Annotated in this window: 20 protein-coding genes; 7 read left to right on the forward strand and 13 right to left on the reverse strand. The window is 63.8% G+C overall.

The genetic code is table 11. The features are described from left to right. Window positions 1–60: 60 nt before the first annotated feature. Window positions 61–915 carry a DUF5672 family protein gene (locus ACQ4WZ_RS11665; RefSeq protein ID WP_436573468.1) on the reverse strand — a complete coding sequence of 285 codons (855 nt, stop codon included), beginning with the start codon at window positions 913–915 and terminating at the stop codon, window positions 61–63. A gap of 140 nt (window positions 916–1,055) precedes the next feature. Continuing rightward, window positions 1,056–1,499 (reverse strand): hypothetical protein, encoded by a 444-nt coding sequence (locus ACQ4WZ_RS11670; RefSeq protein WP_436573469.1) that lies wholly within the window; start codon window positions 1,497–1,499, stop codon window positions 1,056–1,058. A gap of 182 nt (window positions 1,500–1,681) precedes the next feature. On the opposite strand from ACQ4WZ_RS11670, the gene ACQ4WZ_RS11675 reads away from it, so the two are divergent. Beyond that, on the forward strand, window positions 1,682–2,161 hold the full coding sequence (locus ACQ4WZ_RS11675) for a PACE efflux transporter (RefSeq protein WP_436573470.1): 480 nt from the start codon (window positions 1,682–1,684) through the stop codon (window positions 2,159–2,161). Here the strand turns inward: ACQ4WZ_RS11675 and ACQ4WZ_RS11680 are convergent. The 3 genes from ACQ4WZ_RS11680 to ACQ4WZ_RS11690 all read right to left on the reverse strand — a co-directional run bounded on the left by ACQ4WZ_RS11680 (window position 2,125) and on the right by ACQ4WZ_RS11690 (window position 4,933). Then, on the reverse strand, window positions 2,125–3,018 hold the full coding sequence (locus ACQ4WZ_RS11680; protein WP_101480799.1) for a LysR family transcriptional regulator: 894 nt from the start codon (window positions 3,016–3,018) through the stop codon (window positions 2,125–2,127). The two genes, ACQ4WZ_RS11675 and ACQ4WZ_RS11680, sit on opposite strands and share 37 nt — an antisense overlap. A 229-nt stretch (window positions 3,019–3,247) precedes the next feature. Then, complete coding sequence (locus ACQ4WZ_RS11685) at window positions 3,248–3,997, reverse strand: YcbK family protein (RefSeq protein WP_436505857.1); 750 nt, start codon at window positions 3,995–3,997, stop codon at window positions 3,248–3,250. A gap of 99 nt (window positions 3,998–4,096) precedes the next feature. Next, window positions 4,097–4,933, reverse strand: a complete 837-nt coding sequence (locus ACQ4WZ_RS11690; protein WP_436573471.1) for an EAL domain-containing protein — start codon at window positions 4,931–4,933, stop codon at window positions 4,097–4,099. A gap of 234 nt (window positions 4,934–5,167) precedes the next feature. Between ACQ4WZ_RS11690 and ACQ4WZ_RS11695 the strand changes: the two genes are divergently transcribed. Next, window positions 5,168–5,980 carry a class II glutamine amidotransferase gene (locus ACQ4WZ_RS11695; RefSeq protein ID WP_436573472.1) on the forward strand — a complete coding sequence of 271 codons (813 nt, stop codon included), beginning with the start codon at window positions 5,168–5,170 and terminating at the stop codon, window positions 5,978–5,980. A 65-nt stretch (window positions 5,981–6,045) separates the two neighbouring features. Here the strand turns inward: ACQ4WZ_RS11695 and ACQ4WZ_RS11700 are convergent, their stop codons facing one another. Then, window positions 6,046–6,576 (reverse strand): GNAT family N-acetyltransferase, encoded by a 531-nt coding sequence (locus ACQ4WZ_RS11700; protein WP_133992212.1) that lies wholly within the window; start codon window positions 6,574–6,576, stop codon window positions 6,046–6,048. A gap of 302 nt (window positions 6,577–6,878) precedes the next feature. On the opposite strand from ACQ4WZ_RS11700, the gene ACQ4WZ_RS11705 reads away from it, so the two are divergent. Continuing rightward, window positions 6,879–7,934, forward strand: a complete 1,056-nt coding sequence (locus tag ACQ4WZ_RS11705) for a sulfate ABC transporter substrate-binding protein (protein ID WP_101480794.1) — start codon at window positions 6,879–6,881, stop codon at window positions 7,932–7,934. Between the two features lie 162 nt (window positions 7,935–8,096). After that, on the forward strand, window positions 8,097–8,315 hold the full coding sequence (locus tag ACQ4WZ_RS11710) for a TOBE domain-containing protein (RefSeq protein ID WP_034757699.1): 219 nt from the start codon (window positions 8,097–8,099) through the stop codon (window positions 8,313–8,315). A 58-nt stretch (window positions 8,316–8,373) separates the two neighbouring features. Here ACQ4WZ_RS11710 and ACQ4WZ_RS11715 read toward each other — a convergent pair whose 3' ends face one another. Both ACQ4WZ_RS11715 and ACQ4WZ_RS11720 read right to left on the reverse strand, forming a co-directional pair. Further along, a complete protein-coding gene (locus ACQ4WZ_RS11715) occupies window positions 8,374–9,123 on the reverse strand; it encodes a LytR/AlgR family response regulator transcription factor (RefSeq protein ID WP_436573473.1) in 750 nt (249 codons plus the stop codon). Further along, window positions 9,120–10,382, reverse strand: a complete 1,263-nt coding sequence (locus ACQ4WZ_RS11720; RefSeq protein ID WP_436573474.1) for a sensor histidine kinase — start codon at window positions 10,380–10,382, stop codon at window positions 9,120–9,122. Before ACQ4WZ_RS11720 ends, ACQ4WZ_RS11715 begins: the two co-directional genes overlap by 4 nt. A 422-nt stretch (window positions 10,383–10,804) precedes the next feature. Here ACQ4WZ_RS11720 and ACQ4WZ_RS11725 point away from each other — a divergent pair, with 422 nt between their 5' ends. After that, window positions 10,805–11,683 carry a serine hydrolase gene (locus tag ACQ4WZ_RS11725; protein ID WP_035826880.1) on the forward strand — a complete coding sequence of 293 codons (879 nt, stop codon included), beginning with the start codon at window positions 10,805–10,807 and terminating at the stop codon, window positions 11,681–11,683. Here the strand turns inward: ACQ4WZ_RS11725 and ACQ4WZ_RS11730 are convergent, their stop codons facing one another. Next, window positions 11,684–12,616 carry a DMT family transporter gene (locus ACQ4WZ_RS11730; RefSeq protein ID WP_101480791.1) on the reverse strand — a complete coding sequence of 311 codons (933 nt, stop codon included), beginning with the start codon at window positions 12,614–12,616 and terminating at the stop codon, window positions 11,684–11,686. It lies immediately after the preceding gene. Between the two features lie 120 nt (window positions 12,617–12,736). Between ACQ4WZ_RS11730 and ACQ4WZ_RS11735 the strand changes: the two genes are divergently transcribed. After that, entirely contained in the window at window positions 12,737–13,636 is a 900-nt protein-coding gene (locus tag ACQ4WZ_RS11735) for a LysR family transcriptional regulator (protein WP_101480790.1), read from the forward strand. A 28-nt stretch (window positions 13,637–13,664) separates the two neighbouring features. Here the strand turns inward: ACQ4WZ_RS11735 and ACQ4WZ_RS11740 are convergent, their stop codons facing one another. After that, the gene (locus ACQ4WZ_RS11740) at window positions 13,665–15,590 is read right to left on the reverse strand and encodes a methyl-accepting chemotaxis protein (RefSeq protein WP_101480789.1); all 1,926 of its coding nucleotides are present in this window, start codon (window positions 15,588–15,590) and stop codon (window positions 13,665–13,667) included. 198 nt (window positions 15,591–15,788) lie between these two features. Between ACQ4WZ_RS11740 and ACQ4WZ_RS11745 the strand changes: the two genes are divergently transcribed. Next, entirely contained in the window at window positions 15,789–16,451 is a 663-nt protein-coding gene (locus tag ACQ4WZ_RS11745; protein ID WP_436573475.1) for a thiol:disulfide interchange protein DsbA/DsbL, read from the forward strand. Between the two features lies 1 nt (window position 16,452). On the opposite strand, the gene recD is transcribed toward ACQ4WZ_RS11745, so the two are convergent. From recD to recC, 3 genes are read right to left on the reverse strand one after another with little or no spacing between them, the layout of a single operon-like run. Continuing rightward, window positions 16,453–18,426, reverse strand: coding sequence for an exodeoxyribonuclease V subunit alpha (gene recD, locus ACQ4WZ_RS11750; RefSeq protein ID WP_243858153.1), 1,974 nt, complete (start codon window positions 18,424–18,426; stop codon window positions 16,453–16,455). Next, window positions 18,416–22,087 (reverse strand): exodeoxyribonuclease V subunit beta, encoded by a 3,672-nt coding sequence (gene recB / locus ACQ4WZ_RS11755; RefSeq protein ID WP_436573476.1) that lies wholly within the window; start codon window positions 22,085–22,087, stop codon window positions 18,416–18,418. The genes recD and recB overlap by 11 nt, the downstream gene beginning before the upstream one ends. Continuing rightward, on the reverse strand, window positions 22,084–25,533 hold the full coding sequence (gene recC / locus ACQ4WZ_RS11760; protein WP_436573477.1) for an exodeoxyribonuclease V subunit gamma: 3,450 nt from the start codon (window positions 25,531–25,533) through the stop codon (window positions 22,084–22,086). The genes recB and recC overlap by 4 nt, the downstream gene beginning before the upstream one ends. Between the last annotated feature and the right edge of the window lie 49 nt (window positions 25,534–25,582).

Below are 25,582 nucleotides of genomic sequence, written 5' to 3' on the forward strand. Positions count from 1 at the left end.
GCAAAGCGCAGTGTCGAGCAAAGCACGCAGGTAGGCCAATTTCACCACAAGCACGGGCCGTCAAGCCCCCTGCGCCGGCAGCACCGCGGTGCGCGAGCGGCCACGCGTAAGCGCATGCCAGCTGGCGCGCAGGGCAAGCAGGCAGGCATCGGCGAACATGGCGGCGCCCCCGTTGAGGCGCCGGCGCAATACGTGTGCCGCCATCCGGTAGCGGCCGGAGCCATACAGCTGCTTGACCAGCCTGCGCACGGCGGCCGCATGCATCATGGCATCGTCGCACATGAGCAGATAGTCGCGCAACGCCACGTCGTCCTGCACCCGGCCAAAGTTGAAAAAACCATGGAAACCAAAGGTGGGACCGGTGGGCACAACGCATTCGAAGGCAAAGCTGGAGGCCAGACTGGCATCGGCAAAGCGCACGCCAAAATCCTCGCGCAACTGGTCGCCATGCAACTCGCAGATCGCATAGTCCTCGGGATGGACTTGTGTGATGGCCAGCTGTGGCAAGACTTCGTACAGGCGCCGCGATCGCAGCGAAAAACCGCCATTGCCGACGGCCACGGGGCGATGCGACCACGGTGCGCCTATGTAATCACAGTCCAGGAAAGCGCTTTGCCATTGACGCGCATCCACGATGAAACTGTCCCACTGCACGATGAGCACATGCGTGCCCTTGAAATGGTCGCCCAGCTCATGCACCACGAATGCCGAATACGCCTCCACGCTCTCGATGGGGGCGATCAGCACCTGGCGCATATGCGGGGGCAAGTCATGCAGGCGGGAAGTGAAGAGCAGGCATTCCTTGAAATCGGCGCCGGCCAGGCAGCGCTCGATGGCAAAGCTGGCCAGCTCGGGATAACGCGTTTCCACGCACACCAGACTGATGTTGCGGAGGTCCAGCTTGTCATTATGCATCGCGGACTTCTCATCGGAGTGTACGGCGGAAGGCATGCCAGGCGCGGGCATGCCATATTTTTGCAACGCACGCGTCCTGCAGCGCAAACCGGAGCCATACAAGAGGCATGGCCGCCCCTCCCCACCGCCGTGCGAACGGTTCAGCGGCCCATGCTGCGCCGGCGCAAGCCAAAGTCATGGCCCACCACCAGCAAGGTGCTGGCCACCAGGCTGGACAGGCCCACGATCAGCTGGATCAGCTTGTCGTCAGGCAAGATCCACAGCGACGAGTCCGGCGCCTCGCAGCCCGTCGCCGCGCTGATCAGGGGAGAGACCCAGGCCGCGTCCGGCGTCACGTCCAGCACGACGGCGCCGTCGGCGCTGGTCTGCATATAGATATCGCCCCCTTCAGCCAGGGTAAAGCAGATGCCCACGCCCGTTTCCGTGGCACGGATATTGTCCTGCATGCTGCGGTTATGCTCCTCGATCCACACTTCCACGTCGTACGGCGTTTCCAGGTACTCCCAAGGACAGGGGCGAAAACGGGGACGTTCGTCCGGGCTGGCGGGGGTGTCGGGGATGTTGCTGTCTGCTACGCCTTGCATGCTCGTTGACCTTTTCTGCGGTGGTGCGACGGGACCGGTTGCCCGCCTGCCGCCATTATCCACCGTTCATGGCCAGCATGGTATTGCTGGCACACATTCATCAGATAAACTGATAGCTATCAACTTTTAACATCAGCATACCTGACTTAAAATACGCGCCATCTCTTCTTTACAGGCTTTACATGCAAGGCATCAAACGCAAAATCGTCTACGTCACCGCCTTTGAAATCATCGGCATGGCCATTTCCACGGCTTGGCTGACCCTGCTTTCGGGCGAATCGCCCACCAGCACGGGCCCGCTGGCGATCATGATCACCACCATTGCCGTGATCTGGAACCTGCTCTACAACACGGCTTTCGAATACTGGGAAATCCGCCAAGTGTCACGCACGCGCACCGTCTGGCGCCGCATCCTGCACGCGATCGGCTTCCAGATCACGCTGGTGATCTACCTGATCCCGCTGATCGCCTGGTGGCTGAACATCAGCCTGTGGCAAGCCTTCCTGCTGGACTTCGCCCTGATGCTGATTATCCCGTGCTACAGCTTCATCTTCAACTATTTCTTCGATGGCCTGTTCGGCGTGCCCCTGTCGGCGCAGCAGCCGAAGGAAGAAGCGACCGGACTTCAGGGTGCCACTGCCGGCACTTCGGTCAGCAACTGAAGAAAGGACCGCGCCGCCATGCCCAGCGGCCGGTCCTTCATCCACACCAGGTGGATGGGCACGACCAGGCCATTGCCCGTATTCTTGAACGCCACGCGGCGCACCCGCCCAGCCGCCAGCGAGTGGGCAATGGCCGAGGCGGCAAAGTTACCCCACCCCAGTCCCGCCTCCACCATCGCCAGCGCCATCGGCAAACTGTCGGTGCGCCAATAAGACAGTCCGACGACGGGGCGCGCATCGGCCAGGTCCAGTTCGCGGCTGGCCACGATGATCTGCCGCAAATTCACCAATTCCTCGATATACAGGGGCCGGCCCGCCGCGCTGGGCGGATGCTGGGTGGAAATAATTGCCAGCAAGGCATCACTACCCACCAACTGGAACTGTTCCTCGTGATTGATGCGCCCTCCAGCGAAGGCCATGCAGGCGCTGATGCGGCCGCGGTGCAGCATGTCAAGCACATCGTCCTGCGGCGCCGTCAGCACCTCGATGTCGAGCAGCGGATGGCGCTGCGACAGCGCGCGCACGGCGGCCAGGAAAGGTGCATGGTCGAGCTCGGCCGCGATGCCCAGCGAAATGCGGCTTTCCAGTCCCTGCGACAATTCCTGTACGTGCAGGTGCAACTGCTTCAACTGCTCGGCGATCAGGCGCGCGTGGGGCATCAGCGCCATCGCAGCCGGCGTGGGCACGGCTTCGCGCGCGCCGCGGTCAAACAGGGCGATGCCCAGTTCCGCCTCGATGTTGGCAATGGCCATGCTGACCGCCGATGGCGCCCGGCGCAAGGCGCGCGCGGCGGCCGAGAACGAACCGCCGTCGACGACGGCCAGGAACAGTTCGATGTTATGGCTGGACAGTTTCATGGGAAGCTGAAGTGGGAATTCACCGGGAACGCCCCATGAATTTTGAGGACATGGCGGCGCACCGGACACGATAGCGTGCCCGAACCGCCATATCACGATGACTGATCAAACAAACGCCTGACAAAACCGTCGCGAGCGGCAATGATTTGTGGCCGAGACGCGCAGCCGTACCAAGGTACGGCGAGCATCACAGGCCGCAAAGCGCGCCGCGCGAGGTTTAGTCAGGTGTTTAACCTTTCCAGGTGCGCTGCAAGCCAGTATCGGCATGAATCCAGCCGCCACGGGGGCCGGAGCGGTAATAAAAGCCCACGCCACCCTGTTTGAAACTGCGCACCAGGGAACCGAGCACTTCCGCGTTCAGGTTGGCGACGCGGATGTCTGCGGCGCGGCCCGAGATGTGCAGCGACTGGCGCGCGGCTGGCACGCCTGCTTCGCGCAGCCGGCTGTTCGACTCGGCCGTGCGGTAGCCCGACAGGATCTCCAGCGGCTGCTCGATACCGTAGCGGGCCACGAACGCTTGCGTGCCCCACAGGGTTTCCAGCAGTTTCGGGTCGATGGGCGCCGTCTTCTTGCCGTTCACGTCGCGCAGCAAATGGCACAGTTCCTGGTAGGCCGAATCGATGACTTCGCCATCTTTCCAGTACAGCAGCCTGGCCTTCTCATTGCTGGCAGGACGCACCACTTCCAGGGTGCGGGGCTTGAGCCAGAATTCCAGATCCAGCGCCTGCGCATCGAATATATCGGGAGGCGGTTCCATCTCCGTGATGGCCTGGCGCGACTGCGAAGTGATCGAACGGTCGACGCTGGCCAATTGCGTCGGCTGGGGTGGCACGCCCGTGCGCGGTGCGCGCGGCTTGGCGCTGGCAGAAGCCGAGGCGGGAGCGGCCGTGCGCGAGGCGCAGCCGATGAGAGGAGTGGCGACCAGGCCCAGCGCGGCCAAGCCCATACCGTGGTGTAAAAAATTTCTGCGCGATGCCATAGTCAGTCCAATTTAACGATGGGAATACTATAGCGTATTGTGCTGCGAAGAAAAACCCTCAATGCCTATCGTGTCGCCCTCATTTCAGCATCTGCCACCCTACGCGGCGACTGCGGTGGCCGCGACGTCCTGCTTTGCCTGCGCCAGTGCCGTCAGCGGTTTTTCCAGCAAATAGCCCTGCGCCACGATGGGCAAGCCCGTGATGGCGGCGACGCGCTGCAGCGAAGCCAGCGCCGCTGGCGTGTCGAGGCGTTTGAAGATGACGCGAATTTTCGCCGCATGGCACAGGGCGACGAAGCTGGCAACGGCCTGCTCGTCGCTGAGGTTGCCCGCGTCAAGCTTGAACGCATGCGGGTGCAAGCGCTCCAGCATGCCGCTTGCCTCGTGCACGCTGGCCACGTTGATGGCCAGGCGGAACCCGTTGCGCCGGTAATTGTCGGCCACGTAGTTGAGCAGCCAGCCCTGGTTCGGTGTCACTGCGGGCAATTGCAGCACGATGCGCTCGATGGGCAAGCCCAGCGCGTCGAGGATGCGCTGGAAGGCATGGCCATGATTGCTGCTGACGGCACTCAGCAGGCGGTCGTGCACGTTCAGGTACAAGTCTGACTGCTCTGCTTCGCTCTGGCGGAAAAAGTTAATCGCATGCAACATGCGGCACAGGCGGTCCAATTCCACGGATTCATCGTCGCTGGCCGCATGGTCGAGCAAACGCCACAACGACAAGCCCTCGTCCGCCTTCGACACGCTGCGCGCCAGTCCCTCGAACGCCACCAGCTTGCCGCTGCCCAGTTCGCGCAGCGGCTGGAAAGCGCTGGTCATGGTGCAATTGAAAAAGCGCCCCAGCGCCCTGCCCTCCCCGTCAAGCCAGACACTGGTGCCGGCCTGGGTTTGATGCGACAAGCGGGCCAGGTAATTTTGCAGGACGGGAAATGGCATGGATGCTCCTTCATCGGGCTGCGCCGGCATCCCTCGTGGGGAAGGCGGCGCCAAAGTGTGCAGAGTAAGGCAGCGCCAAGCAAAGGAGAACGAATGGTTTCGCCCTTTGATATGCGGCCAGCAAATAAGAACACCGCAATGGACAGCGCATAACGATAGTCGGAAACATTCCTTCCCGCCACAGACGCCCGCCTTTACTGTGGGCATGTACCAAGACCATCAGGAAGGGCCGCCATGTGCCAGTTACTCGCAATGAACAGCAGCAAGCCGGCCGCGCTGGGATTTTCCTTTGCCGGTTTTGCCGAGCGGGGAGGACGCACGGACGAGCACCGCGACGGCTGGGGCATCGCCTATCATTCCAGTAGCGGCTGCACCTTGCTGACGGATCACCTGGCCGCCGTCGATTCGCCGCTGGCTGCCGCCGTGCAGCAGCATCCCGTGAAGGCGAAAAACATCGTCGCGCACATCCGCAAGGCCACGCAGGGCCGCATCGCACCGGAAAACACCCATCCGTTCGCCCGCGAACTGTGGGGCAAGACCTGGTCCTTCGCCCACAATGGCGACTTGAAAACGTGGCGCCCGCCCGCCAATGCCTACTACCGTGCCAGCGGCGACACGGACAGCGAACAAGCCTTTTGCCACCTGCTGGCCCACTTGCGCACGCAGTTTCCCCTGGGCGTACCGACGCGCGCCGCCCTGCGCGCGGCTATCGCCGAGGTCGCCACGGACATCGCCGCACACGGCAGCTTCAACTTCATCCTGTCGGACGGCGAACTGCTGTTTGCCCACTGCTCCACGCATTTGCACTATGTGATACGCGAGTACCCATTTTCCGTAGCGCAACTGATCGACTGCGAGCGCAGCATCGACTTTCGCCAGCACAACCACCTGGACGACCGCATCGCCGTGATCGCCACGCATCCCCTGACGCAAAACGAAGACTGGCTGGCGTTCGCGCCCGGCGAACTGAAAATGTTTGCCGGAGGCACCTTGCTGCCGGCAAACGATAGCGCGCAACAAGGCGTGTATATCCAGATCAGTTACTGAAGGGAAATATTCAAAGAGGGGGAAGGCCCGCCGCCGGATGGGCGGGCTGAGGCGCCAACGGTAAGTCAGGCCGAATTGCAGTTGCAAAAGCGCTTGCGCTTGGGGTCACCGCTGGAGAGGCCTGCGGGGTCAATCTGTTTCCAGCAAAAAATCGTTTCCACGCCATACGGCGAACGCACATTGCCCGCCTCGATATATCCCTGCTTGACGAAAAAGGCCTGGCTGCTGGCCGTGCTGTGCAATTGCAGGGCCTTGATGCCCCACTCGCGCGCCTGCGCTTCCAGCTGTTCCACCAGCGCCTTGCCCGCGCCCCGGCCTTGCGCCTCGGGCAGCAGGTAGCACAGGGCCAGCTTGCCGGCGCGCGTCAGCAAACCGACGCCGACGACGGCGCCATGCTCGATTGCGACCAGCGAAAAATTGGTAGGCGACGCAAACCAGCACGCCACCATCTGCGGTGTTTTATTGCCCAGCCAGGCTTCCAGGATGACCGGATCGTCCCGATGATCGAGGCTGCAGCATTCGACGATGGAGCGTCGTAATACGTTGCACGCCTCGAAAGCGTCGGTCGATGTTGCAATACGAATTTCAAGACTCATGTACGCTCACAAAATATTCCAGTTGCCGATGCAGACGGTTTTGCCCCTGTATCGCGCCGTTCGACTATACACCAAGCGGCGCGATCGGGTTTTTTCGCGCCACGCCACGGGACGGATTTGCCTATGACGGACCTCTTGCAGGCTAAGCCTTGACTGTCGTCTTGCCCACGAATCATTTCAAAAATCGATATCTGTTTTTCAGCGCAAACGGGAATCGGATCTAAGCATATTACGAAAAATTCGTTTCTTTTCCGGCCGGAATTTTAGACTATGACTGTCTATTCTCACAATAAGAGTTCAACATGACCCATTCCAACGCCGTATCGACTGCCGCAGCGACACTCACCCAACGCTCGCGCCGCTGGTTCCTGGCCAGCGCCCTGGCAGCTTCCGCTGCCGCCATGAGCCTGCCGATGGCCGCCAGCGCCGCCGAACCCGTGGTCTTGCTGAACGCCTCGTACGACGTGATGCGCGAACTGTTCAAGGATGTGAATCCTGCATTTATTGCTGATTGGAAAGCCAAAACGGGCGAAACCATCACCATCAAGCAGTCGCACGGCGGCTCGAGCAAGCAGGCGCGCTCCGTTGCCGATGGCCTGGAAGCGTCCGTCGTGACCATGAACCAGGCGAATGACATCGATATCCTCGTCGACCGTGGCCTGGTGGTGGCCGACTGGGCCAAGAAGTTCCCGAACAATGCGGCGCCGTTCTATTCCACCATGGTGTATCTGGTGCGCAAAGGCAACCCGAAACACATCAAGGATTGGGACGACCTGGCCAAGCCCGGCATCAAGGTCATCGTGCCGAACCCGAAAACCTCGGGCAACGGCCGCTACACCTATCTGGCAGCCTGGGGCTATGCCGTGAAAAAAGGTGGCAGCGAAGCGCAGGCGCGCGAGCTGGTGACCAAGCTGTTCAAGAACGTGCCCGTGCTCGACGGCGGCGGCCGCGGCGCCACCACCACCTTCACGCAGCGTGAAATCGGCGACGTGCTGGTGACGTTTGAAAACGAAGTACAACTGGTGCGCGCCGAATTCGGCGACAACTTCGAAGTGGTCTATCCGAGCATCTCCATCCTGGCCGAGTCGCCAGTGGCCGTCGTCGACAAGGTGGTCGACCGCCGTGGCATCCGCAAGGAAGCCACGGCCTACCTGCAATACCTGTACTCGGAACCGGGCCAGGAACTGGTCGCCAAGCACTACCTGCGTCCCCGTTCGGCAGCCGTCGCGAAGAAATATGCGGCCAGCTTCAAGCCGATCTCCCTGTTTACCATCGATGACGTCTTTGGCGGCTGGAAACAAGCGCAAAAGAAACATTTTGACGATGGCGGCGAATTCGACAAGATTTATCAAAAGTAAGCTTGCGCTGTATCAACAAAAACCGGGACTTGTCCCGGTTTTTTCATGTCCGCCCGGTTTGCGCATATCGATATGCGCATCGATTCGTGGTCAAAAGCGTGCGCGCGCCGTACTCTGGCCATGTCGCGCCGCACGGCGTATTACGGGCACAAAGGAAAAATCATGGCTATCTCGGAAGTGAATGTACGCAACCAGTTTCGCGGCAAGATCAAGGAAATCATCTTTGGCCCCGTGGTCTCGGAAGTGGACGTGGAAACGCCGCACGGCATCGTCACTTCGGTGATCACCTCGCGCTCGATCAAGGACCTGGACCTGAAAGTGGGCAGCGAAGTCATCGCCCTGGTGAAATCGACGGAAGTGTCGATCGCCAAGATCCAGTAAGCACAGCAGCGCCGCTGATCGCCCCGCCCCGCCAAGTGCGGGGCGTTTGCATTACAGGCTAATCGCGAAACAAATACGTGAATGTGCGGCTGACGGGCAACTTTTCCGTGCTGCCGCGCACCAGTACCTGCATGCGCTCGGCGTCGATACGTTCGGCCGCCTCGATGGCTTTCACGTTGACCATGGTGCCGCGGTGGATTTGCCAGAACTGGTCGGGATCAAGACCGCCCAGCAAATCCTTCAGCGGCGTGCGCACGAGCGCTTCCGAGCCGGCCAGCACCACGCGCGTGTACTTGGTGTCGGCCTGAAAAAACAGCACGTCGTCGATGTCGATCAAACGGATCTGCTTGCCCACGCTGGCCTTGATCCATTTCAACTTGTCGCGCGGAGCGGCCGGCAGCGCCGCGCGCAGCGACTGCAATAAATTGGCCATGTCGGCCGGCTGGGCCCCGAGCTTGTCGCGCAAACGCGCCAGCGCCCGCTGCAGTCGCCCAGCCTGCACGGGTTTCAACAGGTAGTCGACGGCGTCCGCGTCGAACGCATCAACGGCGTACTGGTCATAGGCCGTGACAAACACCACGTGGGCGCGCTTGCCGATGCGCTCGGCCACTTCCAGGCCCGACAGGCCAGGCATGCGGATATCGAGAAAGACCACGTCCGGCTCGTGCTCGAGGAAGCCGTCCCAGGCATCGTTGCCGTTTTCCGCCGCCAGTACGATGCGCGCCTCGGGCCAGGCCAGCGCCAGCATCGTTTGCAGGCGCTCGCGCATCAAAGGTTCGTCTTCGGCGATCAGGATGGTGGTGTTCATGCGGCGGCTTCTTTCAGGCTGGATGCAATTTTGATGGACAGCAATATTTCAGCGATCACGCCGCCCTCTTCGCCGTCGCGCACGATCAGGCTGGCGGACGGATCGGACAGCAACAGCCGGCTGCGCACGTTTTCCAGGCCCAGACCACTTTCCTGCGCGCTCTCCGCGCCGCTTTCTGGCAAACCCATGCCCGTATCCTGCACGCGCAGGCGCAGCATGCCATCCACCAGCAGCGCCGACAGGCGGATCTCGCCGCCGCGCAAGGAGGGTTCAATACCGTGCTTGATGGCATTTTCCGCCAAGGTCAGCAAGATCATACTGGGTATCGTCGCGTGCGCAAACTCGGCCGGCAAATCCAGTGTGTAGCGCAGACGGGCGCCCATGCGCGCCTGCATCACACGCAAATACGCGGCCACCATATCGAATTCGCTATGCAGCGGCACTTGCTCGCTGCGCATCTCCGCCAGGCTGGCGCGCAAAAATGCGATCAGGTCGGCTGTCAACGCTGCGGCCTTGCCGGCGCCTTGCTCACCCTGCTCGGCCAGCTGCTGCACCGCACCCAGGGTATTGAACAGGAAATGCGGTTCGATCTGGGCACGCAACAGCCGCAGCTGCGACTCGCTCAGTTCGCGCGCCAGGCGGTCGCGCTCGGCACCTTGCTGCAGTTGCAGAGTCAGTGCTTCGTACTGGCGGTTGCGCCACATGGCGACTATTCCCAGCGGCACGAAGTAAAGCAGGCTCACCACCAGCAGGGCGATACCCAGGTTGCGCGCGAGCTTCTCCGGCGAGAGCAGCATGGGCCGGTCGCTGAAGATGGTCGCCGCGCCCATACCGACAGCCAGGCCGCCCATGCACGCCAGCAAAATGCGCAGCAAGGGCTTGAATGACCTGTTTGCCACCAGCATGCGGTAGTTGAACCAGACGCCCATCAGGCCACAAGCGAGCGAAAAGCCGATCAGGTTGCTCAACACCAGCGATACAAGCCAGCTCAGCTTTTCCGGCCACAGCAGTTGCTGCAGCACGCCTACCGCAGTGAAGGGAATGAGCAGTTTGGCGGCCGCCTTGTAGAAGCGGGCGCAGCGGTATTTCAACAGGAACTCACGGAATTGCTGACGTTCTATCCATGACATGGTGGCCAGCCGCTCGCCGATATAGCGCCGGTAGCCGGCCGGCAAGGTAGCAGCGGCGTCGGGCGATTCCAGCACCAGGATGGCGTCGTCGTCCATTTGCTGGTGCAATTGCTTGATTTTTCCCCACATATTGCGTTCTCCTCGATAAGTTCAGCATGCATGAACGCAGTTTGGGAGCGGGATGGGCAGGCGCACAGGGGGAAATGACCAGGCACGATTTTGCGGGTACCAGCGACGATGGCGACCTGCCTTATATGATGCGCAGCAAGATTGCAGAAAGAATATTAGATTTCTTAAATGAAATCAATAATACGGCGACAATTTTCAGTGAGGCAATAGTTACATGCCGGATCGCGATTATTTTCACGTTTCGCGCCGCAAAGCGGCTTGCGCGGCCAGTGTGCCGTAGACATCGCAATATTTTTAATGGTATTGTCTACTCTTGGCAAATATTGCCTCCGAGATACACGCCGCGTTCCCGCGCAGGTCTGTCCCGGATTTGCGCGCAGCGCCCTCGATGGCGCCCCAAAACTGCTTCCCATTACAATCCCATGCTCAAAAAAATGTTCGCCGCGGTGCTGATGACGCTTTCGACAGCGGCCATCGCCGTGCCCTTCGGTTCCCAGTCGATCCTGGTGGTCGAAGATGGCACAGGCAAAGTCTTGCTTGAAAAAAATTCCAACGTGGTGGTGCCCATCGCCTCGCTGACCAAGCTCATGACGGCCATGGTCGTGCTCGACTCCAAGGCCAATATGCAGGAAGAGATCAGCATCGATCGCGAAGATGTCGACACCTTGAAACACAGCACTTCGCGCGTGCCCGTGGGTGCCACCCTGAGCCGCCACGACGTGCTGCAGCTGGCGCTGATGTCGTCCGACAACCGCGCCGCCGCCTCGCTGGCGCGCACCTTCCCCGGCGGCCCGACGGCGTTTGCCGTGGCCGTCAACGCCAAGATCAAGGCCCTGGGCATGCGCCAGACCGTCATCGAAGAGCCGACGGGTTTGTCGCCGAACAACCAGTCGACGGCAGCGGACCTGGTCAAGATGGCCGTGGCCGCCTCACGCTACCCGGAAATCAGCCGCATCACCACCGATTCGAAGGACGTGATCCAGATCAAGGGACGCGACGTGGAATACCACAACACGAACCGCCTGGTGGGCGCCAAGGGCTGGGATATCGGCCTGTCGAAAACGGGCTACACGAATGAAGCGGGCCGCTGCCTGATCATGCGCATCAAGTCGGCCGGCAAGTTTGCCACCATGATCTTGCTCAACGCGCGCGCCAATTCCGTGCGCGCCATGGACGCCGTCAACATCCGCCGCATGCTGGCGGCCGAGAACGGCATCGAAGAGCCGAAAGTGATGCGCGCTTCCGTCAGCCGCCACAAGAAGGCGCCGGCAAAACCGAGCAAGCGCCGCCGCGCAAAGTAACTATTTCGCTTGCCGGTTGGTCATCACCACGCCGGCAATCGTCACCGCGCCGCCCACCAGCATCGAGGCCAGCACCGGCTCGCCCAAGAGCCCCGCCGCCAGCACGATACCGAACACGGGCACGAGGTTGTTGAACACGGCCGTGCGCGACGGCCCCAGCGCTTTCACGCCCTCGTAATACCAGACAAAGCCGATCACCGTGCCGAACACGCCCAAATAGGCGATGGCGGCCCACACTTGCCAGCCGAAGCTGTGCCACGGCACGCTCGGGAATTCCACCACTGCCCCCACCAGCAGGAAAGCCAGGCCCCACATCGACGCATACGTGGTGGCGGCAATCGGGCTCAGGCCCTTCAGCGCCACCCGGCCGATCAGGGTATAGGCGGCCCAGCTGGAAATACCGCAAAACATGAACACTTCGCCCATGCCGATGCCGCCGCCCGTACCGTGCAGCACGCCAGCGAGGTCGCCGCGCGTGATGACGATGGCCGTGCCGCAAAATGCCAGCATGATGCCCAGCCATTTGAAGGAACCGAGGCGTTCGCGAAACAGCATGGCCGAGGCGAGCGCCGTGACGATGGGGTTCAAGGCCACGAACAGGGCCGTGCGCCCCGCCGGCATGCGCGACAGGGCTGCCAGGAAACACAGGTTGTAGAGAAAAATGCCCGTCAGGCCCAGCGCCGCCGTCGTCGCCAGCTGCTTGCGGTCCAGACGTGGCAAGCCCCCTTCCAGTTTCCACGCCAGCACGACGAGCAGCAGCACGGCCACGCCGAAGCGCCCGCTGGCGGCCGTCATGGGCGGCATCTGCTGCGCCAGCACGCGCCCGGCGATAAAAGTGCCGCCCCAGAACAGGGCGACGAAAATCAGTTTGATATAGACGAGCGGCGATTGCACGGAGGGCAAGGCGGCTGAGGGTACGGCGGAAGTACGCATGGAAAGTCCTATGATGTCGCTTGTACAGCGGACGCTGTACGTGCGGTATACTTATATATTAATACTAATATCAGCTCATGAAATAATGAGTAAATACTCATAACACAAAGAAACCACACCATGACCTTCACGCAACTGGAAATTTTTACCCTGGTGGCCGAACTGCATGGCTTTTCCGCCGCCGCCGCGCAGCTGGGCATCAGCCAGTCGGCCGTCTCGCACGCCTTGAAGGCATTGGAAAAGGAGATGGGCGTGGACCTCATCGTGCGCCACCAGGCCTCGGCTGAACTGACGGACGTGGGGCGCCAGCTGCTGGTGCGCGCGCGTGAAATCCTCGGCTTGTCGGAAGCCATGCGCCAGGAAGCGGCCGATGTGCTGGGCCAGCGCCAGGGCAGCTTGCGCATCGGTTCCTTCGGCCCCACCTCGTCATTAAACCTGCTGCCGGCCATCACGGCGCAGTTCCGCCTGCGCTATCCGGGCATAGCCCTGCGCATCGACGAAGGCGCCGACCATGAGGTGGTGCAATGGATACGCGAACGCCGCGTGGATGTGGGTTTCGTCGTGCTGCCCGACGAGCGCTTCGACACGGCGCCGCTGGTGGAAGACCAGATGATGGCGCTGGTGCCGCGCAGCCATCCGCTGTCCAGCGAAAGCACCATCACCCTGGCCCAATTGTGCGAAGGGCCATTCATCATGTCCGAGGCAGGCTGCGCCTGCCTGATCGAACCGCTGTTCGCCAACGCGGGCTTGCAGCCAAATGTTCCTTACCGCATCAGCCAGGTGATCACCATCCTCGACATGGTCAGCCGCGGCGACGGCCTGTCCATCGTGGCTGAACTGGCCCTGCCGCAGCGCCTGCGCGAGCAGTATCCGGACTTGCTGGCCCTGCCCTTGAACCCGCCCGTCAGCCGCAAGGTGGGCCTGGCCGTGCGCGACAGGCGCCAGAACACGCCAGCCACCGATGCCTTCTTCGAGGTGGCCCGGCAGATGGCACCAACCCTGGCGCCCCGGCGCGCTTAAACGCTGACTTAAACGGACGTAAACTGCCTTAAAACGTTTCCCACTCCTCGCTGCGCTCGGGCTTGGCGACAGCCCTCGCTGCGGGGCGGCTGGCGATGCGCGGCGCGATGGGTGCGCGCACCACGGGCCTGGCTGGCTGCGCCACGGCAACCTGTGCTTCATCGAGCTTGAACACGCCCACCACCTGCGACAGGGTGCTGGCCTGATCCTGCAGGCTTTCCGCGGCGGCCGCCGCCTCTTCCACCAGGGCCGCATTTTGCTGCGTCACCTGGTCCATTTGCGCAATCGCCTGGTTCACCTGTTCGATGCCCGAACTTTGTTCGACGCTGGCGGCCGTGATTTCCCCCATGATGTCGGTCACACGGCGCACGCTGTCGACGATTTCCTGCATCGTCGCGCCAGCCTCGTCGACCAGGCGCGCGCCGGAATCGACCTTGTCCACCGAATCGTCGATCAGCAGCTTGATTTCCTTGGCCGCCTGGCTGGAGCGCTGCGCCAGGCTGCGCACCTCCGTCGCCACCACGGCAAAGCCCCGTCCCTGCTCGCCTGCGCGCGCCGCTTCCACTGCCGCGTTCAAGGCCAGGATATTCGTCTGAAAGGCGATGCCGTCGATGACGCTGATGATGTCGACGATCTTCTTCGACGAATCGTTGATCGACGCCATGGTATCGACCACCTGCGCCACCACTTGCCCGCCCTTGCTGGCCACGCCGGACGCCGATTGCGCCATCTGGTTAGCCTGGCGCGCATTGTCGGCATTTTGCTTGACGGTGCTGGTCAGCTCCTCCATCGAGGCGGCCGTTTCTTCCAGCGAGCTCGCTTGCTGTTCCGTGCGCGACGACAGGTCCTGGTTGCCGGCGGCGATTTCCATCGACGAGACCTTCACCGATTCGCTGGCCGTGCGGATTTTCACCAGCACGGCGGCGATCTTGTCGATGAAGCGGTTAAAGGCGCCGGCAATCTGCGCCAGCTCATCCACGCCGGAAGCGTCGAGGCGGCGCGTCAGGTCGCCTTCGCCGGAGGCGATATCGTCGAGCGCGTCGCGCACCAGTTCCAGGCGCTTGAGCATTTTGAACACCAGCAGCGACAAGAGCAGCGCCGCCAGTCCGGTCAGCAGCGCCGCTGTGACGGTGGCCGCCGTCAGCATCGTCTGCAAGGCTTGCATGGCTTCCTGCTGATCCAGTACCACGGCCAGCAGCCAGTCGGTGCCCGCCACGCGTGTGACATACAATTTGCCATCGCGGTCGTTCAGGCGCACGGCATCGCTCGTGCGCGTGTTTTCCAGCCGGTTGACCTGCGCGGCCGACAGCGTGGCATCGAGTTTCGCCACCGGCTGCAGGCTCAGGTCCTTGTTGGCATGAGCGATGATGGTGCCGCTCTGGTCGACCAGGAAGGCAAAACTGTGCGGTGTTGGCTTGATCGCCACCACGTTGGCGATCACCGTGTCGAGCAACACGTCCGCGCCCGCCACGCCCACCAGTGCCCCTTTCGAGCCGACGGGCGCCGTGAACGACACCACCAGCTTGTGGCTGGCCGCGTCCACATACGGCGGCGTGAGCATCGGCACGCCTGCCTTGACGGTGTCCGTGTACCAGGCGCGCGCGGTGGGATCGAAATCGGCCGGGCGGCCCGGATGGGTAAACACGGAGCGCTTGTCCGCATAGCCGATGAACACTTCCGCAAAATCGCCGGCCTTTTCCGCGATCTGGAAGGCGCGCATCGGATCAGGCGTCTCGGCCGACATGACGACGGATGCCATGACCTTTTTCTTGCCATCGACCCATTGGGCCAGCACGGCCGACTGGCTTTGAAGCAACTGCTGCATCTGCTGGTCGGACGACGCCAGCATGCTGTTGCGCGTGGTGAGGTAATTGGCGAGCGACAAGGCCAGCATGGACAGCACGACGATGGCCACACAGATGAGCACCAACCGCGTGCGTAGGGAAGACAACATGATGGACTCCTGGTTTTTGAGTTTGATGGTATGACACAGCGCTTTCGCCCGTCACCCCGTTTTTGTATTTTTACACAAAAATTGGAACATTATTATTCAATATTCGGAATAATAAACGTTTATTACATCAATGCAACACCATCAATCATTAATGCTCTACCATGATTGCCTCATAATCAATTTTTCCAAGGAGCTTCCATGCGTTTGCACCACGTCTTCCTGGCCTGCGCCAGCTTCGCCGCCGCCAGCGCCATAGCCTCGCCACAAGCTCCCGTGCAGGGCGCCGATTATCTGGTGCTGGCCACGCCGCAGCCCGTGCAGGCGGCGCCGGGCAAGGTGGAAGTGATCGAATTTTTCATGTACCACTGCCCCGCCTGCAACGCGCTGGAGCCGGGCCTGGCGCGCTGGGTCAAGGAGAATGCCGCCAGCGTGTCGTTCCGCCGCATCCATTTACCGCACACGCCGGAAAATGATCCGGAAGCGCATCTGTTCCTGACCCTGGAAGCGCTGAAGAAGGAAGAGGCGCTGCACGCGCAAGTCATGCACACCTGGCATGTGGAGCGCAAGCGCCTGGCCAGCGACAGGGACAACCTCGATTGGGCGCTGAAAAATGGCCTGGACAAAGCCGCCTTCGAAGGCGCCTACCAGTCGTTTGGCGTGCAGACCAAGCTGAAAAACCTGCCCCGCCTGGCCGCCGGCTACCAGGTCGACAGCACGCCCACCCTGATCGTGGGCGGGCGCTACCTGACCAATCCATCGATGGTCGCCGGCGCCAACACGGGCTTGCCGCGCCAGGGCGTGGAGCAAGCGACCCTGCAAGTGGTGCAGGCGCTGGTGGCGAAGGCGAAGCTGGCGAAGTAAATCAGCCGATCAAGCCCCGCAGCCCGCTGGCGCGCTGCGTGCGCCGCAAGATCGCGTCGAAGAGCACGGCCTGCGTGGGCGAGACAAGGGTAAAGAAGTCGCGCGCGCGCGTGATGCCCGTGTAGACCAGTTCGCGCGCCAGCATGGCGCCGCCTTCCTGCGGCAGCACCAGGACCGTGTGGCGAAACTCCGAGCCCTGCGATTTATGCACCGTCATGGCGAACGCCGTTTCCACATGGCGCAAGCGCGTGGCCAGCACGCTGCGCACATTCTCGCCTTCCAAAAAATACACGCGCAGGGAACCGGGCCGCGCAGGGTCGCGCAAGGTCAGGCCGATGTCGCCGTTGAACACGCCCGTGCCATAGTCGTTGCGTGTGACCATCACGGGGCGGCCCACATACCACTCGCTGCGGCGGATCAGACCTTCCTTTTCCAGGCGCAGCTCGATGGCCGTGTTCAAGCCCGCCACGCCCCACTCGCCTTCGCGCACGGCGCACAGGATGCGGAACGCTTCAAAAGCGTGCAGCACGGCGCGCACCCAGTCGTCATGCTGCGCGTACGCCGCTTCACCGGCATTCACCAGTGCCAGGTAAGGCTGGTAGCCGCCCGGCGCGTCGACTCTGCCGCGCAAGGCCAGGCGCAGTACGTCCTCCTGCTGCGCCGGCACCGTCCACGCCAGCTGGCCGCCGCTGTCGCCAGCGAAGCAGGCCTTGGCGAGATCGGGCCTGCCGCCATTCACGGCCAGCGCCAGTTCGCCAATCGGGCCGCTGAAACGGTGGCTGTGGCGCAGCATCACCGTCTGCTGCGCCAGCGCGCCCGCCGCTCCCGCGAAGGCGGGCGGAATGGCGACGCCGCTGGCCGCCTGCGCATACGCGATGGTAGACGGCGTGTAACCGCCCGCCTGCGCATCGTGGCACAAGTCGCCCAGCACGGCGCCCGCTTCCACCGATGCCAGCTGGTCCTTGTCGCCCAGCAGTATCAAGATGGCCGTCGCCGGCAAGGCATCGAGCACCGAGGCCATCATTTCCAGGTGCACCATCGACGCTTCATCGACGATCAGCACATCGACGTCGAGCGGATTGCCCGCGTGGTGGGCAAAGGCGCGCGTATCGGGCCGCGCGCCCAGCAAACTATGCAGGGTACGCGCCGCGCCCATGCGCCGCGCCAGTTCCAGCAAGGGCAGCGCATCGCCCGCCTTCGCCGCCAGCCCTTCGAGGGCCTTGTCGATCGACTGTTTCAACCGCGCCGCCGCCTTGCCCGTGGGTGCGGCCAGCGCGATGCGCAGCTGCTCCGGCTGCGGCGAAACGGCAAACAGCAAGGTCAACAGGCTCGCCACCGTATAGGTTTTGCCCGTTCCGGGGCCACCCGTGATGATGGCCACCTTGCCGCGCAGGGCGATGGCGCACGCCACCTTTTGCCAGTCCGGGCCACCATCCTGCGTCGGCTGGTCGAACAGGATATCGAGCCATTGCCGCACCTGCGCCAGCGGCGGATTGCCCAAATCCTGCGCGCGCACGGCGATTTTCTCGCCCACCAGGGTCTCGTCGCGCCAGTAGCGGCGCAGGTACAGGCGGTCGCCGTCGAGCACCAGCGGCTGGCGCACATCTGGCGCACCCACTTGCCACACCTGCGGCGCGCCGGCCAGCAGCGCACGCCAGCCCTCGAGCGATGCGGGCAGCGGGCCGGAAACGGCCAGCACGCCATGCCACAGCTCCTCGCTCCAGCCCAGCAGTTGCGACGGTTCGCCGGCCAGGTCAGACAGCATCAGACAGCTGTGCCCCCGCCCTTCCAGCTCGGACAGCACCACGCAGGCCACGGCCACGGCGGGTGCATCCGATGCATGGTCGTCCAGGCTGGCGATAAAGCGCGCGAAGGCGGCGCTCAGGCGGCGCAGATGACCCGCCCCGGCGATGCCGTCGACATGGCTGAACAAGGCATTCATTTGCAAGGCATCCATCTGCTCATTATGCTGCATGGTGTTCCGTTTCTTCTAACAGTTGATCGAGGCCGTCCAGCAGTTCCAGCTGCGGCGCCAGCCAGTAGCAGCCATGCGTATCCGCATTCGCGATGCCGCGCAAGAACAGGAAGATCGCGCCGCCCAGGTGCTCGGCAGGATCGTAGGCATCACCGAGCCGGCTTTTCAGCAGCCGGTGCAGGGCCAGCATATAGATGGCGCCCTGGATATCGTAGCGGTGCTGCGCCATGCCGGACGCCAGCGCTTGCGTGTGGTAGGCGGCATCGTTGGCGCCCAGCGCATTCGACTTGTAGTCGAGCACCCAGTAGCGCCCATCGCGTTCGATGACCAGGTCGGCAAAGCCTTTCAACATGCCGTTCAGCTGGCGCCGAGGCAGCACGGGGCGCGGCGCGCCATCGAGCAGCAAACGCGTGCACAACTGGTCGAGCGCGCCGGTGGACAAATGCTCGCTGGGGAACCAGAACTCCATCTCGGACAGTGTGCTATCGAGCTGCGACAGCGACGCGTCGAGCAGGGGCAGCGGCGTGATGGCGATTTCCCGGAGCCAGGCGATGGCATCTTCCTGGCGGTGTCCCCAGCCCGCCCGCTCGCATCGCGCGGCCAGGCGCGTATTGAAATTGTCGTCGTGGACGCTATCAAAGCCTTCGCCGCCCATCCATTCCAGCTGCTCGTGCAGGAAATTGCCGGGTACGGAACCGCGCGGGAAGCGGTGCCACGGGGCGTCGCCCGCCTGCAGCGGCGATACGGCCGCCACGCTGGCGCCGTCTTCCAGCAAGGTCTCTTCCAATGCCCGCTGCGGCACGTGGGGGGCAGCCACGGCGCCGATCTGGCGCGTCAGCGACGTAAAGCTGCCCACCGACCAGTCGCGCTCGAATTCGCCCGCGAACACGGGCGCGGGCCGCAACTCGGGGCGCCGCTCGACGCGGTCCAGCACCGTGCAGGCATCGGGCTGCGCCAGCGAAGTGACATAAATGGCGTCGCAATCGCCCGCCACCTGCTGCCAGCGCAGCAGCAGTTGCCCGGACGGCAGCTTGTCGCCCCCCGTCAGCAGGTAGCCAAGCGCCGATTCGTGCAAGGTATTCTCGCCAGCCTTGCGCGCCGCCTGGGCGGCCACGCCCAGCCACAGGAAATGGCGCGCGCGCGTCAGGGCCACGTACAGCAGGCGCAGGTCTTCCTCGATGCGCGCCTCTTCGACCGCTGCCATCGCCTCGTCGGACAGCGACAGGTCGAGGCGGCGCTCGCCGTCTTCGCCCGCATACTCGAAGAAGCTGCGGTTGCGCTTATCCACCTTGCGCGCCGTGACGGCGAACGGCAAATAGACCAGCGGGTATTCGAGGCCCTTGGATTTGTGCACGGTGATGACCTTCACCAGCTCAGCATCGCTTTCCAGGCGCAGCACGCGCTCGTCGCCGCCCTCGCCTTCGCCGGCAATCTGCTCGGCAAGCCAGCGTATCAGCGCCTGTTCGCCATCGAGCTGGCGGCTGGCCGATTGCAGCAGTTCGGCCAGGTGCAGCAGATTCGTCAAGCGCCGCTCGCCGCCCGTCTGCTGCAGCAGCATGGCGGGCAGCTGCAGTTCGTGGATGAAGCGGCGCAGCATGGCCAGCACGCCCTGGCGCTGCCAGATCAGGTGCAAGGCCTTCAGTTGCTCGACCCGGCGCTCCCATTCCAGTTCGTCGCTGGACAGGCGCGCCAGCTCTCCCAGCGACAGGCCGATGGTGCGCGTGGCAAACGCGGCGCGCGCCAGCGCCCCGTCGAGGGGATTGGCCAGCGCCGCCAGCCAGCGCAGCACGTCTTGCGCCTCCTCGCTGTCGACGACGGAATCCTTGTCGGAAAGGTAGACGCTGGCGACCCGGCGGCGCGCCAGCGCGCGGCGGATGGCCGCCGCTTCCTTGCGGTCGCGCACGAGAACGGCGACATCGGCCGGCTGCAGCCGCACGAAGCCGTCAGGGCCAGCGAAACCGGCTTGCGCATCGGCCAGCATGGCGACGATGTGCTCCGCGCAATGCTGTGCGAAATACTCGCGGTAGCTCTCGCCGCGCAGCCCTTCATCGCTGGCGCAGGCCGCCAGCAGCGCCGGCAGCGGGCCGCCGGCGTTCACCAGGTGCTCGGCGCGGCCCTTGGCATCGACGGCTTCGAACGGCAGCGGATTGTCGCCATTTCTACGATAGCGAAAAGCGCCGGCCGGCACTTCGGCGCGCTCGGCATGCAGGAATAGCTGGTTGACAGCCGCCACCAGGGGCGCCGTCGAGCGATAGTTGGTGCCCAGCTGGTAGTGGCGCCCAGCGGTGGCGCGCCGCGCCGCCAGGTAGCTCTGGATATCGGCGCCACGAAAGCCGTAGATCGACTGTTTCGGGTCGCCGATCAGGAACAGCCCCAGGGCCGGATCGTTGTCGGCGATGCGGTACAGCAGGTTAAAAATCTGGTACTGCGCCGGCGCCGTGTCCTGGAATTCATCGACCATCGCCAGCGGATACTGGTCGACGATGCGCTGGCGCAGGGCCGCGCCATTCTCGCCAGCGAGCGCGTCATGCAGGCGCTGCAGCATGTCGGCAAAGCCGAACTGGCGTGACTGGCGCTTCAATTGGTCCATGCGCCGCGCGATGGCCGCCGCCGCATGCAGGTGCAGTTTGTGCGCCAGCGGCGTCAAAGCCGCCAGGGCGATCCCCAGCGCCTCGGTATGTTCGAAGCACTCCGGCACTTGCGCCGTGAAACTCTTGGCAAACGCATCCTCGATGCCGAAGGGCGTCAAGCGCTCCCACGCCTTGGCCGTGATGGCCGGCTGCAGCGACAGGGGATCTTGCGCCCAGCGCCGCAAGCCGTCGAACCACTTCGCCAGGTTGTCCGGCTTCATCTTGACGCCGTTAAAACACTTGGGATTGGCGGCGCGCTGGTCGTTGATCCACGCGGCCATCCGGTCCACGCGCTCGATCCAGCCAGCCTTCAGGGTGGCCAGCTGCGCGGCCAGCGCACGCTGTTCGCGCATGATCAGTGCCGATACCGGTTCTTCGTCCGCCATACCCATGATATCCGCGCGGCGCGCCAGATCGCGCGCGCCTTTCTTCAGCGCCCCCACGTCGGGCCAGCAGGCCAGCAGCACGTCGAGCGCCTGCGGCGGCAAGGGATAGACTTGCTGGCGCCAGTAATCATGGGCCGCATCCTCGAACAGGGCTTGCTCGTCGCTCACCAGTTCTTCATCGAACAGGCTGCCGCTGTCGAACGCATGCTCGCGCAGCATGCGCTGGCACCACGCGTCGATGGTGAAAATGGCCGCTTCATCCATCGTCTCGGCGGCCAGCATCAGCCGGTGCGCGGCCTTTTGCCGCTCGCTCTCGTCCGGATACGACTCGAGCAAGGCATCGAGAAAGGGATCGCTGCCGCCGGACTCGTGACGGAACTCATTGCGAAAATAAGCGGCCGCCTCGATCAGGCGCTCGCGCACGCGGTTCGACAATTCGCGCGTGGCGGCGCGGGTAAACGTCATCACGAGGATATCGGCCGGCAGCAGCGGACGGGTAAAGCGGCTGTCGTCGTCGCCATGGCCCAGAACGAGGCGCACGTACAGCGCAGCGATGGTCCAGGTTTTACCGGTGCCGGCCGAGGCTTCTATCAGGCGTGAGCCGTGCAGCGGGAATGCCAGGGGGTTGAGCAAATGGCTCGTCATTGTTCTTCTCCGGCGCCGTCATAGGGCGCGCTGATCGGGTCCATCGTGATCGGGTCAATCGTAATATGTTGCTGCAGCCAGTCGGCCAGCGGGCCATACAGCTCGCGTGTGCAGTCTTCCCATGCCTCCTCGGCGGCCAGCGCGGAAAACTCGGGCCACAGGCGCGCCAGGCACAGTTCATCGCGCTCGCCCGACATGTCAAAGCCGCCGTCGTACACGGCGCGCGGGTCACCCTGCTGCACCAGCGCCAGGCCCGTTTTGCATGCCGTGGGCAAGGGATGGTTCATGCCTTCGCGCCATAGCGCCAGCAAAGTGGCCAGGGCTTCGCGCGACGTGGCCGGATCGAGCGGCGCCATGCTGACGATGGCGTCGCGCGCCACCAGGTAGCCGGTGACGGGAAAGCCGAGGGCGGCGGCGGCCAGCTGGCGCAGCCACATGAGCATCAGCTTGTCGCCGCGCGCCTGGCCGCCCTTGTCCGTCACCTTAGAGGAAATCTGCATCAGCCAGGCCGTTTCCTGCCCGTTGCTGCACAATTTATCGAGCCAGTCGTCGATCTGCAGCTCGCCAAACGGCAGGTTGATGGCGCGCTTGTCGGCCGCCATCGGGAACGAGGCGCGCAAGGACAGCCACGCGCTGCGCACGGGCACCAGCGCCTCGACCAATTGCGCCTGTACTTGCTGGCCGATCAGGCCGATGGGCAGCACCCCTTCGCGCGCCAGTTTCCCTGCGCGCGCTTCCAGGCTCGCGCGCACGTCATCGAGCGCTTCGACGGCGCCGCCGTCGTCCAGCATGGTGTCTTCCAGCAGATAGCGCTCGAGCGCATTCAGGCCAAACGGCTCTTCATCCTCGCCCAGCATGGCCGCGTCGGCAAAGTGCACACTCAAGCGGCGGCGGAAAAAATATTTGACGGGCTGGCGCAGGAAGCTGGCCAGCTCGCCCAGTTTCAAGCGCGTGCCGGGATCGAGCTCGTAAGGCCCCAGCGGCAGCACGGCGGCCTGTGCATCCGCATCGACCGTATCGGCATCGGCATGGGCCACGCGCCATTCGCGCGCATACGTGAGCAGGCCGTCCGCCTCGAAGTAGCGGCGGCTGAATGGCTGCAGCGCATGCTCGGTGGTGAGCGACGCCAGGTGCCGGTCCAGCGACCAGCCGGCGGCCAGGTAATCGCGCAGCTGCGACACCAGCACGGACGGCGGCTGCTCGGAATTGTCGCGCACATTGCGCCCCACCCAGCTTAGGTACAGTTTGTCGCGCGCGGCCAGCAAGGCTTCCAGCATCAGGTAGCGGTCATCGTCGCGGCGCGAGCGGTCGCCCGGGCGGGCCATACCGGGCAGCGCCAGCAAGTCGAAATCCGCCTTTTGGGCACGGCGCGGAAAGTCGCCATCGTTCATGCCCAGCAGGCACACGACGCGGAACGGCACGGCGCGCATCGGCATCAGGGTACAGAAGGTTACCCCGCCGGAGACAAACTGGTGGTTCAGGGTCGGCTCGTCCAGCGCGCCCAGCCACGCCACGCGCAGCACGGACAGCGGCACCTGCTCGACAAAGCCCGCATGCTCGCAGGTTTCCAGCCAGCCCTGCAAGGCGCCTTCCAGCTGCGCCAGGGTCAAACGGTCGCCTTCGTCGTCGGCATCGAAAAAAGCGGCCAGCAGCGCGCGCGCCTGCACGCCCCACTCGGCTGGCGTGCAGGCGCTGGCCAGCACGGTGCGCCAGTGCAGCAGCGCCTCGACCAGCTGCGCCAGCGATCCGGCCAGCGCCGCATCGAGACCGCCCACCTCCGCATACGGTTCGATGCCGCCAAAGCTGGCGCCACTGCCGCTGGCATAGCCGAGCAGCATGCGCCGCACGCCGAAGATCCACGCATTTTGTTCTCCGGCCGCGCCCAGACCGAGGCCGGCGCGGTGCGCCTGATCCAGGCCCCAGCGCACGCCCGCCCCTTCGATCCAGGCGCCCAGGGTGGCCAGGTCGTCCGGCTGCAGGCCGAAACGGGCCGCCAGCGCGGGCACGTCGAGCAGGTCGCGCACCTCGCTCTGGCGGCAGCGCTGCTGCGGCAGTTGCAACAGCCACTCGAGCGCGACGAGCAGCGGGTTGACGCTGCGGTCCTTCACGTCGCCGATCTCGAACGGGATGAAACGCTCGTCATTGCGCCGGTATTGGCCGAAAACGGCGTGGATGGCGGCCGTGAAGGTATCGATATCGGGCACCATCACCACCACGTCGCGCGGACGCAAGCCCGTCTCGGCGCTGTGCGCAAACATGGCCAGCAGCTGGTCGTGCAGCACTTCCACTTCGCGCTGCACGCTGTGCGCCACGTGAAATTCGATTGAGCGGTCGCCGGCGTCGGGCGGCGTTTGCTCGTGCTCGGCCAGCGGGCGCAGTTCGCGGATGGCCACCTGCACCTGCTGCAGCAGAGTCTCGCCCGTTTCCTCGCCAAACAGGTCGATGCGCAGGCTGTCGTCGCGCCCCTCGGCTTGCGCATGTTCGTCGAATTCGTCGAGCATGCGGATGAAATCGCGCCCTTGCCTGCCCCAGCTGGCCAGCAACGGATGGCTGTGCGCATGCAGCGCTTCGAGCGGAATTTGCGCCAGATCGGTGCCGTTGCGCTGCCGCTGGCGCTTGTTTTCCGCGCGCAGCAAGTCGCGCCCGTCGATGATGTCGCCCCAGTAGAACTGGCACGGGTTGGGCACGGCCAGCACCACCTGCGTGTGGCGCGCCAGCGCGGCCAGCGCCTGCAAGGTCTGGTACGGCAAGGCCGACACGCCAAACAGCACCACCCGGCGCGGCAGCTTGCCGGCAGGCGGCTCGCCGGCGGCGATCGCCGCCAGGAAGGCGTCGTGAATGTCGGCGCGGCCCGTGTCGCGCTCGAAGGCCTCGACGTCAGCCGACACGGCACGCCACAACTGCGCCTGCCAGCGCTGGTCTTCCTTCAATGGGATAGATTCGCCGCGCGCCGTGCGCAACTGGTCGCGTCCGCCCGCCCAATCAGCCAGCCAGTCGGCGCGGTACACCTGGTACTGGTCGAACAAGTCGGCCAGGCGCTCGGCCAGCTGCAGCCGGCGTTCGCAATCGCCATCGGCAAGGAAGTAGCGCAGCGGCGCAAACACCGGGTCGGGCAGCAGGGAGGGCAACAGGCGCATCAAACGCCAGGTCAGCGGGGATTTATCGAATGGCGACACGCGCGGGACGCGCTCGCGCCCCAACATGCCACGGTAGCTTTCCCACAGCAAGCGCGCCGGCAGCGCGATGCGCGTGGCGGCGCAGACTCCCATCTCCTCCGCCAGGGCGATCTTCAGCCACTCGGCCACGCCGTTCGACTGCACCAGGAAGATATCCGTTTCCAGGGGCGCCAGCGGATGCTGGCGCAGCCACTGGAAGACGGCGGCGCGCAGCTGTTCCAGCTGGTTGCCATGCAGGATGAGGAGGCCGGGTGTGACGGGAGTATGCATGCTGATCCGATGGGTTGCCGCGTCTCCGGCCGGGTGGCCAGAAACGTCA

It is taken from the genome of Janthinobacterium darwini, assembly GCF_051380905.1.
Lineage (GTDB): Bacteria > Pseudomonadota > Gammaproteobacteria > Burkholderiales > Burkholderiaceae_D > Janthinobacterium.